Annotated in this window: 11 protein-coding genes and 1 riboswitch; of the genes, 5 read left to right on the top strand and 6 right to left on the bottom strand. The window is 62.5% G+C overall.

What is annotated here, in order from left to right; genetic code table 11:
- Positions 1 to 56: 56 nt before the first annotated feature.
- A complete protein-coding gene (locus NKJ17_RS02345; RefSeq protein ID WP_352475925.1) occupies positions 57 to 581 on the bottom strand; it encodes a GcrA family cell cycle regulator in 525 nt (174 codons plus the stop codon).
- 355 nt (positions 582 to 936) lie between these two features.
- Between NKJ17_RS02345 and NKJ17_RS02340 the strand changes: the two genes are divergently transcribed.
- The 3 genes from NKJ17_RS02340 to NKJ17_RS02330 all read left to right on the top strand — a co-directional run bounded on the left by NKJ17_RS02340 (position 937) and on the right by NKJ17_RS02330 (position 4,250).
- Positions 937 to 2,136, top strand: coding sequence for an aspartate aminotransferase family protein (locus NKJ17_RS02340; protein ID WP_352506186.1), 1,200 nt, complete (start codon positions 937 to 939; stop codon positions 2,134 to 2,136).
- Positions 2,137 to 2,150: 14 nt separating this feature from the next.
- Positions 2,151 to 3,062, top strand: a complete 912-nt coding sequence (gene argF / locus NKJ17_RS02335; protein WP_352506187.1) for an ornithine carbamoyltransferase — start codon at positions 2,151 to 2,153, stop codon at positions 3,060 to 3,062.
- A gap of 177 nt (positions 3,063 to 3,239) precedes the next feature.
- The gene (locus NKJ17_RS02330; protein ID WP_352506188.1) at positions 3,240 to 4,250 is read left to right on the top strand and encodes an Hsp33 family molecular chaperone; all 1,011 of its coding nucleotides are present in this window, start codon (positions 3,240 to 3,242) and stop codon (positions 4,248 to 4,250) included.
- A gap of 6 nt (positions 4,251 to 4,256) precedes the next feature.
- On the opposite strand, the gene apaG is transcribed toward NKJ17_RS02330, so the two are convergent.
- Positions 4,257 to 4,649: a Co2+/Mg2+ efflux facilitator ApaG/CorD gene (apaG, locus tag NKJ17_RS02325; protein WP_352506189.1), complete on the bottom strand. Its 393-nt coding sequence runs from the start codon at positions 4,647 to 4,649 to the stop codon at positions 4,257 to 4,259.
- A gap of 228 nt (positions 4,650 to 4,877) precedes the next feature.
- On the opposite strand from apaG, the gene NKJ17_RS02320 reads away from it, so the two are divergent.
- Positions 4,878 to 6,032, top strand: a complete 1,155-nt coding sequence (locus tag NKJ17_RS02320) for a ceramide glucosyltransferase (protein WP_352506190.1) — start codon at positions 4,878 to 4,880, stop codon at positions 6,030 to 6,032.
- A 35-nt stretch (positions 6,033 to 6,067) separates the two neighbouring features.
- Here NKJ17_RS02320 and NKJ17_RS02315 read toward each other — a convergent pair whose 3' ends face one another.
- On the bottom strand, positions 6,068 to 7,258 hold the full coding sequence (locus NKJ17_RS02315; RefSeq protein ID WP_352506191.1) for an O-succinylhomoserine sulfhydrylase: 1,191 nt from the start codon (positions 7,256 to 7,258) through the stop codon (positions 6,068 to 6,070).
- Between the two features lie 69 nt (positions 7,259 to 7,327).
- Positions 7,328 to 7,405: riboswitch (SAM riboswitch) on the bottom strand.
- 135 nt (positions 7,406 to 7,540) lie between these two features.
- On the opposite strand from NKJ17_RS02315, the gene NKJ17_RS02310 reads away from it, so the two are divergent.
- Positions 7,541 to 8,635, top strand: coding sequence for a 2'-deoxycytidine 5'-triphosphate deaminase (locus NKJ17_RS02310; RefSeq protein ID WP_352506192.1), 1,095 nt, complete (start codon positions 7,541 to 7,543; stop codon positions 8,633 to 8,635).
- Positions 8,636 to 8,690: 55 nt separating this feature from the next.
- Here NKJ17_RS02310 and araD1 read toward each other — a convergent pair whose 3' ends face one another.
- From araD1 to mmsA, 3 genes are all read right to left on the bottom strand, one after another.
- Entirely contained in the window at positions 8,691 to 9,683 is a 993-nt protein-coding gene (araD1, locus tag NKJ17_RS02305) for an AraD1 family protein (protein ID WP_352475920.1), read from the bottom strand.
- A gap of 191 nt (positions 9,684 to 9,874) precedes the next feature.
- On the bottom strand, positions 9,875 to 11,167 hold the full coding sequence (gene mmsB, locus NKJ17_RS02300; RefSeq protein WP_352506193.1) for a multiple monosaccharide ABC transporter permease: 1,293 nt from the start codon (positions 11,165 to 11,167) through the stop codon (positions 9,875 to 9,877).
- Positions 11,164 to 12,696 (bottom strand): multiple monosaccharide ABC transporter ATP-binding protein, encoded by a 1,533-nt coding sequence (gene mmsA / locus NKJ17_RS02295; protein WP_352506194.1) that lies wholly within the window; start codon positions 12,694 to 12,696, stop codon positions 11,164 to 11,166. Before mmsA ends, mmsB begins: the two co-directional genes overlap by 4 nt.
- Positions 12,697 to 12,755 lie beyond the last annotated feature (59 nt).

The raw sequence follows: 12,755 nt of genomic DNA, 5'->3' as shown, positions 1-12,755 counted from the left end.
TGAGTTGTTGGCGAAACGACCCTTGTGAAGCGCTATCTTCCCCTACTGCCTACTGCCTATCTATGCCGCCGCCGCTCCGATGCTGGCTGAAACGCCACGCGGGCGTGGTACTTGCAGTAGGGCCCGGTTTCGGCGGCGTCGTTGCCGCAGAAATGGAAATCTTCCGAAAGCGGATCGCCATTCGGCCATTTGCAGGTGCGCTCGTTCAGCTCGACGAGTTGCAGATGCCGCGAGATCGGCACGACGACGTTCTCGACCGGGCGGATATAGTGGCGCGCCACCGGTTCGGCATCGAACTGCGCCTTGAGCGCGGTCGCACCGATCGACATCGACGTGGTGGCATGGCGCGTGGCGCTTGCTGCCCGAGACACCGATTTCTGGATCGTCGATCCCTGTACCGTCTTCTTCTGGCGTGCCGGTGAGGCGGTCGTGCGTCCGCGACCGGACAGTTTCAGCCGGTGCACTTTGCCGATGACGGCATTGCGGCTGACCCCGCCAAGCTGTGCGGCGATCTGGCTGGCGCTGAGGCCCTCCGACCACAATTTTCTGAGAAGTTCGACTCGCTCGTCAGTCCAGTTCATGAGACCGCGCTCCTGCTGAAACGTGCGGCAATCGGAATCCATTCCCGACCCGGCTTCTGCCGGGCAGACACCACATATATCGGGTGATTAGGTCCGCCGCACGAAATCTAGTTATTTCTCTACTACAATTACCTTATGCGCTGACTCGGTGACAAGAGTCCCAAGGCCAACACGAATCGGTTTTTTCGGTTTTCCCCAACTTGCCCGGTCGCTTATGAGCCGGCGTTATGCTGGAGGGCTTGCCGCACGTCCTTGCGCGACCTTTTCGTTGACTTCACGGCCGAAAAACACGATAAGCCGCAAGGGCCGCCGCTTTGGCGGCTTTTTGATTTTTCCGGTTCCGGAGACGCATATAATGAGCGGTTCGGCGCTTTTCGAGACCTTTGTTCGCGCACCCCTGGCTTTCGACCACGGTGAAGGCACCTGGCTGGTCACCGATAAGGGCGAGCGATATCTCGATTTCGCCGGCGGGATCGCCGTCAATTCATTGGGCTACAGCCATCCGCATTTGGTCGCGGCCCTCACCGAGCAGGCCGCCAAGCTCTGGCACGTCTCCAATCTGTACGAGATTCCGGGACAGAGCCGGCTCGGCGAGCGGCTGGCCGACGCCAGCTTCGCCGACAAGGTGTTTTTCACCAATTCCGGCGCAGAGGCGCTCGAATGCGCCATCAAGACGGCGCGGCGCTACCACTTCGTCAAGGGCCATCCCGAGCGATACCGCACAATCACCTTCGAAGGCGCCTTCCACGGCCGTACCCTGGCGACCATCGCCGCCGGCGGCCAGTACAAATACCTGGAAGGTTTCGGTCCCAAGGTCGACGGCTTCGACCAGGTCGGCTTCGACGATGTGGATGCAGCCGAAAAGGCGATCACGCCTGAAACCGCGGCGATCCTGATCGAGCCGGTGCAAGGCGAGGGCGGTATCAGGCAAGTGCCGACACAATCGCTGAAGCGGCTCAGGCAGCTCTGCGATCAGCACGGACTGCTTCTGATTTTCGACGAGGTCCAATGCGGCGTCGGCCGCACCGGAAAGCTGTTTGCGCATGAATGGGCGGGCGTCACCCCCGACCTGATGGCGGTGGCCAAGGGCATCGGCGGCGGCTTCCCGATGGGTGCCTGCCTCGCCACCGACCAGGCGGCGGTCGGCATGACCGCCGGCGTGCACGGCACCACCTTCGGCGGCAATCCGCTGGCGATGGCGGTCGGCAACGCCGTGCTCGACGTGGTGCTGGAAGACGGCTTTCTCGAGGACGTCCGGCGCAAGGCGCTGCTGTTGAAGCAGGGGCTCGCCGGTGTCGCCGACGAATTTCCGGATGTTATCGAAAGCATCAGGGGCACCGGCCTGATGCTTGGGCTTAAATGCGCGATGCCCAACACCAAGGTCACGGTGGCACTGCGTGACCAGCATCTCTTGACGGTTCCGGCCGGCGACAACGTTATCCGCCTGCTGCCGCCTCTCACCGTCACTGACGCCGAGATCCACGAGGCGCTCGAGCGCATTCGTGCCGGCGCCAAGAGCCTGGCGGATGCCATCGTCGCTGCCGCTGCGAAGTAATCCTGGAATTCCTGATGTCCCTTCGCCATTTTACCGATCTTTCTGCCGTTTCCGAAGGCGATCTGCGCTTCATGCTCGACGACGCAGCTGTGCGAAAGGCAAGGCTCAAGGCCGGAGAACGCAGCAAGCCGCTCGAAGGCAAGGTGCTGGCGATGATCTTCGACAAGCCGTCGACGCGCACGCGCGTATCGTTCGACGTCGGCATGCGGCAGTTGGGTGGCGAGACGATCATGCTGACCGGCACCGAGATGCAGCTTGGCCGCTCGGAGACCATTGCCGACACGGCCAAGGTGCTGTCGCGCTATGTCGATGCCATCATGATCCGCACCACCTCGCATGACCGGCTGTTGGAACTGACGGAAAACGCTACGGTCCCCGTCATCAACGGGCTGACCGACGAGACCCATCCCTGCCAGCTGATGGCCGACATCATGACCTTCGAAGAGCACCGCGGTCCGGTGGCCGGCAAGACGATCGCCTGGACCGGCGACGGCAACAACGTGCTGCATTCGCTCCTGGAGGCATCTGCGCGGTTCCAATTCAAGCTGAACGTCGCCGTGCCCGAGGGCAGCGAACCGGCTCAGAAGCATGTCGACTGGTCGAAAGCCAATGGCGGCAAGCTGAAATTCACCCGCTCGCCCGAGGAGGCCGTTCACGAGGCCGACTGCATCGTCACCGACTGCTGGGTGTCGATGGGCCAGGAGCACCGTGCCCGCGGCCACAATGTCTTCCTGCCCTATCAGGTCAATGCGGCACTGATGGCGAAAGCCAAGCCGGACGCGCTGTTCATGCACTGTCTGCCGGCGCATCGCGGTGAGGAGGTTACCGACGAGGTCATCGACGGACCGCATTCTGTGGTGTTCGATGAGGCCGAGAACCGGCTCCATGCCCAGAAGGCGGTCCTGGCCTGGTGCCTGGGCGCTTGATACGGGCCGCGATGATCCGGGCCGGCCTGATCTGCGCCGCCTTGATCCGGGCCGCCTTGATCTGGGCCGCCTTGATCCGGGAGTGGGTGGTGCCTATCTCAGGCGCATCACGCAAATCGAGCGCGTCTCGTCGCATGCGCCCCGGAGGGCGGCATCGCCGCGCCCCGGAGCTTTGTCATGTTGGAAACTCATCAATTGGCTGAACATAAACCCAAGCTCGGCGAATTCGGCTACGCCGGCGACGATCATGTCTTGCCGTTCGAGGTCGGCCCGCTCGACGTGCGCGGCCGCACCGTCCAGCTCGGGCCGATGCTCGACGCCATTCTCAGCCGCCACGACTATCCCGAGCCGGTCGCCCGGCTCCTGGCCGAAGCCTGTGTGCTGACGGTACTGCTCGGAACTTCGCTGAAATTCGAGGGCAAGTTCATTCTGCAGACCCGCACCGACGGGCCGGTCGACATGCTGGTCGCCGATTTCTCCACGCCGCACGCGCTGCGCGCTTATGCCCGCTTCGATGCCGACCGGCTGCAGGCTTTGACTTCTGCCGGCGAGACGTCACCGCAGACGCTGCTCGGCAGCGGCGTCCTGGCGCTGACCATTGACCAGGGCGCTCACACGCAGCGCTACCAGGGCATCGTCCAGCTCGACGGCGTCACACTGGAAGATGCCGCACGCACCTATTTCCGCCAGTCGGAGCAGATTCCGACGGACCTCCGCCTTTCGGTTGCCAAGCTTCTGACGCCCGGCGTCGGCGGTGCCCGCGAGCAATGGCGGGCCGGTGGCCTGCTGGCGCAATTCCTGCCGCAGTCGGCGGAGCGTATGCGCGTACCCGACCTTCCCGGTGGCGACGGCGATCCGCGTGAGGAAATCCATGACCCGACCGACAATTCCTGGCAGGAGCTGCTGGCGCTGCTTGGTACCATTGAACCGACCGAGCTGATCGATCCGACGATCGGCGCCGAACGGCTGCTTTACCGGCTTTTCCACGAGCATGGCGTCCGCGTGTTCGGCGGCGTGCCGGTCGCCGACCAGTGCTCATGCTCGAGGGAGAAGATCCGCGGCATTCTCGAAGGCTTTTCCGCCGAGGAGATCAGGGACAGCACCGAGGATGGCAGCATTCACGTCGCCTGCGAATTCTGCTCGAAGCAATATGACTTCGACCCGGCGGAGTTTGCAGCGGCTGGATGACGGCCCTCAATTGACGGTGCGCCGCGTGCCCGGCAAATCGAGCGAGAAGGCGGGGATGGCGACGTCGAACGTCTCGCCCCGCTTGTTGCGCATTGTGTAGTGCCCGACCATGATGCCGGACGGGGTCGAGAGCGGGCATCCGGACGTATACTGATAGCTGTCGCCGGGGTTGAGTCCGGGTTGCTCGCCGACGACCCCGGTGCCGCGCACTTCCTCGACTTTGCCGGTACCGTCGGTGATGTGCCAGTAGCGTGAAAGAAGCTGCACGAACTCATCCGACTGATTGTCGATGGTCACCTGGTAGCCCCAGACATAGCGGTTTTGCGGCGGATCGGAGTGATCCTCCAGATAGAACGGCCTGACCTGCACTTCGATGTTGCGGGTGACGGCGCTGTACATAAACTGCTCCAAAGCAATGTAGATGGAACTTTCGATGCTCAGCGCAGTTTGGTCAACGATGCGCAGCATCTTCTTGCCCGATCTCAAGCGCAGGTGCCGAAAAACAATGTCATTTGAGTGACACATGACAATGATGGTGTGCAGGCTTGTGCCGGACGACTCAGCGTTCTGTCGAATTGTTGAAAACGGCTGTCATGCGGCCGGCATTTCTGGAGTGACCAGATCTCGATGGAACCGACATACGCAGCCGCCCTCCTTTCCATAGCCCTCCTTCTTTCAAATCTCGCCAGCATCCTGTTAGCTTCGCAGAAGCTGAAGCGACCAGCCAGTATTGCACCGCCCGCGGCCAACGCGCCGCCGGTATCGATCGTCATCCCGGCGCGCGGCGTCGAGCCGTTTGCCGAAGAGACGCTGGAGCGCGCCTTCTCACTCGACTGGCCGCGCTACGAACTCATCTTCTGTGTCGCCCATGCCGACGACCCGGTGGTCAAGCCGATCACCGCCGCAATGGCGCGCTTTCCAGCTATTCGCGCCCGCCTTCTGGTCGGTGACGACCGCATCAGCGGCAATCCAAAACTCAACAATTGCGTGAAGGGTTGGGAGGCGGCGCGTTATCGCTGGGTCATCCTTGCCGATTCCAACGTGCTTATGCCGAGCGACTACGTCCAGTACCTGATGGCGGCGTGGCGGCACGACACTGGCCTCGTCTGCTCGACGCCGATCGGCTCGCGGCCGGACGGCTTCTGGGGGGAGGTCGAATGCGCCTTTCTCAACACGCTGCAGGCACGCTGGCAGTACGCTGGAGAGGCGCTCGGCCTCGGCTTCGCCCAGGGTAAGAGCATGTTGTGGAACAAGCCAATGCTCGATGCCAATGGCGGCATCCGCGCGCTTGCCGCCGAGATCGCCGAGGACGCCGCCGCGACCAAGCTGGTCAATGGGCTCGGACTGCGGGTCAATCTTGTCGCCTCTCCCTTCGAACAGCCGCTCGGCCGGCGCACGCTTGGCGAGATCTGGTCACGGCAGGCGCGCTGGGCGCGGCTGCGCCGCGTCACCTTTGCACTGTTCTTTGCCCCCGAAATCCTGATCGGCGCGGCACCGCCGCTAGTGCTTGCACTGATCGCTGCGGCTGACGCCGGCGTCAGCCTGCCGGCAACCGCCATCGCCGTGCTGGTCGCGGCCTACCTGCCGGAATGCGCCTTGGCCTCGGCCAAGGGATGGCACCTGTCGCCGCGCACGATCCCGGCGATGATGGCACGAGACCTGATGCTTCCCGCCATTTGGGCGCGCGGATGGCTGAGCGGCGCCGTCGACTGGCGCGGCAACGTGATGACTATCCAGACAAAGACTGTCGCGGAGCTGGAAGAGACCCCGTCCGGCGCCTGATCGGCACGTCCCCGCTGCCTCTGTTCGGCCCGCCCTTATCCGGCAACTCTCAGTGCCTGCTCGATGTCTTCGAGCAGGTCGTCGGCGTCCTCAAGGCCGACTGACAGCCTGAGCGTTCCCGGTCCGATGCCGAGCTCGGCGCGGGCTTCATCAGTCAAGTTCTTGTGTGTGGTCGTCGCCGGATGGGTGATCAGGCTCTTGGCGTCGCCGAGATTGTTGGAAATCAGCACGACGTCGAGTGCGTTCTGGAAGGCAAAGGCCGCCTGCTTGCCGCCCTTCACATCGAAGCAAATCAGCGTCGAGCCGCCTGACATCTGCTTCTTGACCACGGCCGCTTGCGGGTGGTCGGCGCGGCCGGGATAGATGACGCGGGCGATTTGCGGGCGCTCGGCCAGGAAATCCGCGATGCGGCCGGCACTTTCCGTCTGCTGGCGTACGCGTAGCGGCAGCGTCTCCAGGCCTTTCAGCAGCGTCCAGGCATTGAAGGGCGAGAGGCTGGGGCCGGTGTGGCGGAAATAGTCATGCAGATTCTCGTCGATCCATTTCTTGTCCGACAGAACGATGCCGCCAAGACAACGCCCCTGGCCGTCAATATGCTTCGTGGCCGAATAGACGACGATGTGGGCGCCGAGCTGCAGGGGTTTCTGCTGCAAGGGCGTAGCGAAGACATTATCGACGATCAGCCTGGCGCCGATCGAATTGGCAAGTGCCGCGACGGCGGCAATGTCGACTACCTCCAGCGTTGGATTGGTAGGGCTTTCCAGGAAAAACAGTTTGGTGTTTGGCTTGACCGCCTTTTCCCAATTGGCGATGTCGGTGCCGTCGACCAGCGTTGCCTCAATGCCGTATTTCGGCGCCAGCGTCTCGATCACCCAGCGGCAGGAGCCGAACAGCGCGCGCGCCGCCACGATATGGTCGCCCGCCTTGGCGCTACACAGCAGTGCTGCCGTCACCGCCGCCATGCCGGATGCCGTCGCGCGCGCGTCCTCGGCTCCTTCCAGCGCGCACATGCGTTTCTCAAACATGTCGACCGTCGGATTGGCATAGCGCGAATAGATGAAGCCCGGCTCCTCGCCCTTGAAGCGGGCCTCCGCCGCTTGCGCCGTCTCGTAGACATAGCCTTGGGTGAGATACATCGCCTCGGAGGTCTCGCCGAAGCCGGAACGCAGCGTCCCGGCATGCACGAGTGCGGTCTGAGGCTTCCAGTCGCGCTTCTTGGTCATCATTCCATCCAAACACCAAAATTGGTCCAAACAACAAAAAACCGGCCGCGAAAGTCGCAACCGGTCCATATGGCCTTGCGGCCGACGGTCCTTTAGCGACTTGTTTAACGTGGCTGCAAGCCGACCGGCCAAATCACCACGGGATAACGAGCTTTAGACCCGCGCCACGCTTGCGTCAATTGCCGGCATGATTAAGAGGGTTGTACCAAGCAGGTGCCAAAGGCGTCCACGGTCGGACCTGCGACAGAACAAGACCTCGCCCGGCCTTCGAACGGAGCCAGACCCTTGCGGCAGACAGGCATTCTTCCCGATCAGCATATTTCCGAGCTGTTCCAGACGGGCGCGCTGAAATCGCCGCGCATGCTCGATGCCGATCAGATCCAGCCGGCCAGCCTTGACCTCAGGCTCGGCGACAAGGCCTGGCGAGTGCGTGCTTCCTTCTTGCCCGGCCCGGACCACAGGGTTGTCGACAAGCTCGACCGGCTGAAGCTGCACGAGATCAACCTCGCCGAAGGTGCGGTGCTGGAAACCGGCTGCGTCTACATCGTGCCGCTGCTCGAAAGCCTGGCGCTGCCCGCCCATATTTCCGCCTCCGCCAACCCGAAAAGCTCGACCGGACGGCTCGATATCTTCACCCGCGTAATGACCGACCGTGGCCACGAGTTCGACAAGATCGCCGCTGGCTATGAAGGCCCGCTCTATCTGGAGGTCAGCCCGCGCACTTTCCCGATCATCGTGCGGACCGGCTCGCGGCTGTCGCAGATCAGGTTCCGCACCGGCAATGCGCTCTTGTCGGAAAGCGAGCTGCACGAGTTGCACCGCGCCGAAATGTTGGTCGCCACCGAACCACCCAACATCTCAGGCGGCGGAATCGCGCTGTCGATCGATCTCGACGGCGACAAGGACGGGCTGGTCGGCTATCGCGGCAAGCACCACACCGGCCTGGTCGACGTCGACAAGCGCGCCGCGCAGGATGTCGTCGATTTCTGGGAGCCGCTCTACAAAAGCGGCGCCGGCGAGCTGGTGCTCGATCCGGACGAATTCTACATCTTGGTGTCGCGCGAGGCGGTCCATGTGCCGCCACTCTACGCCGCCGAAATGACGCCTTTCGACCCGCTGGTCGGCGAGTTCCGCGTCCATTATGCCGGTTTCTTCGACCCGGGTTTCGGCCATTCGGCGTCGGGCGGCACCGGCAGCCGGGCGGTGCTCGAGGTGCGTAGCCACGAAGTGCCGTTCATCCTCGACCACGGCCAGATCGTCGGACGGTTGGTCTACGAGCACATGCTGAAACGGCCGCAGGCGCTCTACGGCACAGATCTCGGCTCGAACTATCAGGCGCAGGGCCTGAAACTGTCCAAGCATTTCCGCGCCGCGCGATGAGTTTGGAACTGCCAATCTCCCCCACGAGGGGGGAGATCACGCTGTCATCGACGCCTCAAAGCGCCTTCACCGCCACCTTCACCGGCTGCTCGATTTCAAGCGGGTTGCGCAGCGGCAGGCCGAAATCCTGCGCCTCGATTTCGAATACGTCACCGGCCTCGGTCCTGATGCCGTCGGCGAAGGACAGTGTTGCCGTGCCGAACATGTGTACATGCACATCACCCGGCTGGCGGAAGGCCGAGTATTTGAAGTGGTGATGCTCGAGATTGCCAATGGTGTGCGACATGTTCGCCTCGCCCGACAGGAACGGCTTTTCCCAAAGCAGCTTGCCGTCGCGCAGGATGCGTGAAGCGCCGCGGATATCGGACGGCAGGTCGCCGATCAGGATCTCCGGGCCGAACGAAGCGTTACGCAGCTTGGAATGGGCGAGGAAGAGATAGTTCACACGCTCGGTGACGTGGTCGGAAAACTCGTTCGACAGGGTGAAGCCGACGCGGAATGGGGCGCCGTCGTCGCCGATCACATAGATACCGGCGATTTCCGGCTCCTCGCCGGCATCCTGGGCGAAGGCCGGCGACACAAGCGCCGCACCGGGCGCCACCGCCATAGTGCCGTTGCCCTTGTAGAACCATTCCGGCTGCACGCCGATCTGGCCCTTCGCCGGCTTGCCACCCTCAAGCCCCATGCGGAACATCTTCATGGAATCGGTCAGCTGTTCCTCGCCGTCCGTGCTGAGCTTCTTGTGCATGGAATCGCGGGTCGCGGCGGAGCCGAGATGCGTCAGCCCGGTGCCGGTGAGATGGAGATGCGCCGGATCGGGATGGTTGATCGGCGACAGCAGTCGTCCCTTCTTGTAGGCTGCGTCCAGATCGATGGTTTCGCCGAAGCCCTTGCGCTCGATCAGGGCGACAAGCCCGCTGCCGGTGCGCGCGGCTTCCATCGCCAGCGAATAGACGCTGCGCGCGCCGTTGATGACGCGGGTCTTGCCGCCGTTGCGGGCAACGACGCGGATCGTCTCGGCGTCGTCGAGGATCTGTGAGATCAGCATGGTAACCCTCTCTGAATTGCGGGCTTGGCGTGCCTTTCTTGGCAAACCCTGCCCGGCGCGGCTCGGACCGTTGTCCGCGCCTCGATTGAAATTCTTCGTCCGGATTGCGCTCGCGGATCAGGTCCCTCGAGGGACTTCTTTGCGCCGCCCGGCAGCGCCGCGATGTGACCCGTATGCCTCCTGGTTGCCTCTCAAGCCTTGTTCTTGTTGTAGACGTCGAAGACGACGGCGCCGAGCAGCACCAGGCCTTTGACCACCTGCTGCCAGTCGACATTGACGCCCATGATCGACATGCCGTTGTTCATGACGCCCATGATGAAGCCGCCGACCACCGCGCCGATGACCTGGCCGACGCCGCCCATCGCCGAAGCGCCACCGATGAACACCGCGGCGATGACGTCGAGCTCGCTGCCGAGGCCGGCCGCCGGCACAGCCTGCCCCAGGCGCGCTGCGATAATCAGGCCGCCGAGTGCCGACAGCACGCCCATATTGATGAACACCATCAACGTCAGCCGTTCGGTCTTGATGCCCGATAGCTGGGCTGCCTTGGCATTGCCGCCCATCGCATAGATGCGGCGGCCGATCGTCATGCGTTTGGTAACGAAGACGAACAACGCGATCAGCACACCCATCACCATGAGAACGATGGGGAGGCCCCTATAGGTGGCGAATTGGTAAACGAGAAACAGCGCCAGCGCGCTGATCACCAGGGTCTTGACGACGAACAGCGAGAAGGGCTCGGCTTCGTAGCCATGCTTCTCGCGGGTGCGCCGTGCCCTGAGCCCGAAATAGGCATAGGCGAGCACGGCGACGAGGCCGATCACGATCGTCGTCAGGTGCAGCGTGAGGCCGCTGCCGACAATGGTTTTGCCGGCGGCGTTCACGGTTGGCGGTATCAGTGTCAATGGGCCGATCAGGTCCGGAATGAAGCCGGAACTGAGCGCCTTGAAGCCGACTGGAAGCGGCCCCACGGAAGACCCGCCACCGAGCAGCGCCTGGCAGATGCCGCGGAAGATCAGCATGCCCGCCAGCGTGACGATAAAGCTCGGTATTCGGTGATAGGCAATCCAGTAGCCTTGTGCCGCGCCGATCGCACCACCGACGATCAGGCAGATGATCGACACCACCAGCGGATTGCTCAATGGGCCAAGCGGCCAGATGACCATCATCATCGCCGCCAGTGCGCCGATGAAGCCGGCGACTGAGCCGACGCTGAGATCGATATGGCCCGAAACGATCACCAGAAGCATGCCCAGCGCCATCACGATGATGAAGCTGTTCTGCTGCACGAGATTGCTGAGGTTCACCGGCTTGAACAGCGTTCCGGACGTGGTGAACTGGAAGAACACCATGATTGCGATCAACGCCAGCACCAACCCGTATTCGCGCAGATTGGTGACCAGCGCCGAGACGGCAATGCGAGGTGCCTGTTGTATATCCTGGGCGACGCCGGTTTGCGGCCCGGGAGCGCTTTCGGTGCTCATGATGCTTTCCCTTCTCCACGGACGATGGCGCGCATGATCTTTTCCTGGCTGGCGTCGCTCGCCGCCATTTCGCCGACGATGCGTCCTTCGTTCATGACGTAGATGCGGTCGGTGATGCCGAGCAGTTCGGGCATTTCCGACGAGATGACGATGATTGCCTTACCCTCGGAGGCGAGACGCGCGATGATCGTATAGATTTCATATTTGGCGCCGACATCGATACCGCGTGTCGGCTCGTCGAGGATCAGCACTTCCGGATTGGCGAACAGCCATTTCGACAGCACCACCTTCTGCTGATTGCCGCCAGAAAGGTTGCCGGTCATCTGGTAGACGCTTGAGGCGCGGATATTGGTCCTGCCGCGATAATCGTTGGCGACGGAAAGCTCGCGCAAATCCTCGATCACGCCATGGCGCGAGACGCCGGGCAGGTTGGCCAGCGTGATGTTATGCTTGATATGGTCGATCAAGTTGAGACCGTAGGTCTTGCGGTCCTCCGTAACATAGGCGATGCCGTGTTCCACCGCCTTGCTCACCGAAGAGACATCGATCGGCTTGCCGTTAAGGAACACCTCGCCCGTGATGCGACGGCCATAGGACCGGCCGAACAGGCTCATGGCAAACTCGGTCCGGCCGGCGCCCATCAGCCCGGCAATGCCGACCACCTCGCCCTTGCGGGCGTTGAGGTTGATGCCCTTGATGACCTGCCGCTCGGCATGGATGGGATGGTAGACCGACCAGTTTTTCACTTCGAGAACGGTCTCACCGATCTTCGGCTCTCGCGGCGGGTAGCGGTCGTCGAGCGAACGGCCGACCATCGACGTGATGATGCGGTCCTCCGAGATGTCCTTCTTGGCCAACGTCTCGATGGTCCGGCCGTCACGGATGATCGTGACCTTGTCGGCGACCCGGTTCACCTCGTTGAGCTTGTGGGAGATCAGGATCGAAGTGATGCCCTGCCGCTTGAATTCGAGCAGCAGATCGAGCAGCGCCTGGCTGTCCTTTTCGGACAGGCTCGCCGTCGGCTCGTCCAGAATGAGCAGCTTCACTTCCTTGCTGAGCGCCTTGGCGATCTCGACCAGCTGCTGCTTGCCGACGCCGATATTGGTGATCAGCGTGTTGGGGTCTTCCTTGAGGCCGACCTTCTTGAGCAGGGCGCTGGTGCGCGTCTCGTTGGCATTCCAGTCGATGACGCCGTATCTGGCCTGCTCGTTGCCGAGAAATATGTTTTCGGCGATAGACAGCATCGGCACCAGCGCAAGCTCCTGGTGGATGATGACGATGCCCTTGCGCTCGCTGTCATGGATGCCTTTAAAATGGCACTCATCGCCGCGATAGATGATCTGGCCGTCATAGGTGCCGGACGGATACACACCCGACAGCACCTTCATCAGCGTCGACTTGCCGGCGCCGTTCTCGCCGACCACGGCATGGATCTCGCCTTCCTCGACCATGAGCTTGACGTTCGACAGCGCCTTGACGCCTGGAAACGTCTTGGTGATGTCGCGCATCTCCAAAATCGTCGATGCCATTGAGAATACCACTCCTGCGAGGTCCGCAAACAATACCGGGCTGGCTCGCCAACGAAAAG

Origin of the sequence: Mesorhizobium sp. M0208, assembly GCF_040322015.1 — a bacterium.
Taxonomy (GTDB): domain Bacteria; phylum Pseudomonadota; class Alphaproteobacteria; order Rhizobiales; family Rhizobiaceae; genus Mesorhizobium.
The sequence above is the reverse complement of the archived record's forward strand: the minus strand, read 5'-3'. Positions and strand labels throughout refer to the sequence as shown.

Coding starts and splice junctions, on each gene's coding strand:
- araD1 (WP_352475920.1), bottom strand. CDS start 9,683: ATGCTGATCTCACAGATCCTCGACGACGCCGAGACGATCCGCGTCGTT.
- mmsB (WP_352506193.1), bottom strand. CDS start 11,167: ATGAGCACCGAAAGCGCTCCCGGGCCGCAAACCGGCGTCGCCCAGGAT.
- NKJ17_RS02315 (WP_352506191.1), bottom strand. CDS start 7,258: ATGATGACCAAGAAGCGCGACTGGAAGCCTCAGACCGCACTCGTGCAT.
- argF (WP_352506187.1), top strand. CDS start 2,151: ATGTCCCTTCGCCATTTTACCGATCTTTCTGCCGTTTCCGAAGGCGAT.
- NKJ17_RS02320 (WP_352506190.1), top strand. CDS start 4,878: ATGGAACCGACATACGCAGCCGCCCTCCTTTCCATAGCCCTCCTTCTT.
- NKJ17_RS02345 (WP_352475925.1), bottom strand. CDS start 581: ATGAACTGGACTGACGAGCGAGTCGAACTTCTCAGAAAATTGTGGTCG.
- apaG (WP_352506189.1), bottom strand. CDS start 4,649: ATGTACAGCGCCGTCACCCGCAACATCGAAGTGCAGGTCAGGCCGTTC.
- NKJ17_RS02330 (WP_352506188.1), top strand. CDS start 3,240: ATGTTGGAAACTCATCAATTGGCTGAACATAAACCCAAGCTCGGCGAA.
- NKJ17_RS02340 (WP_352506186.1), top strand. CDS start 937: ATGAGCGGTTCGGCGCTTTTCGAGACCTTTGTTCGCGCACCCCTGGCT.
- mmsA (WP_352506194.1), bottom strand. CDS start 12,696: ATGGCATCGACGATTTTGGAGATGCGCGACATCACCAAGACGTTTCCA.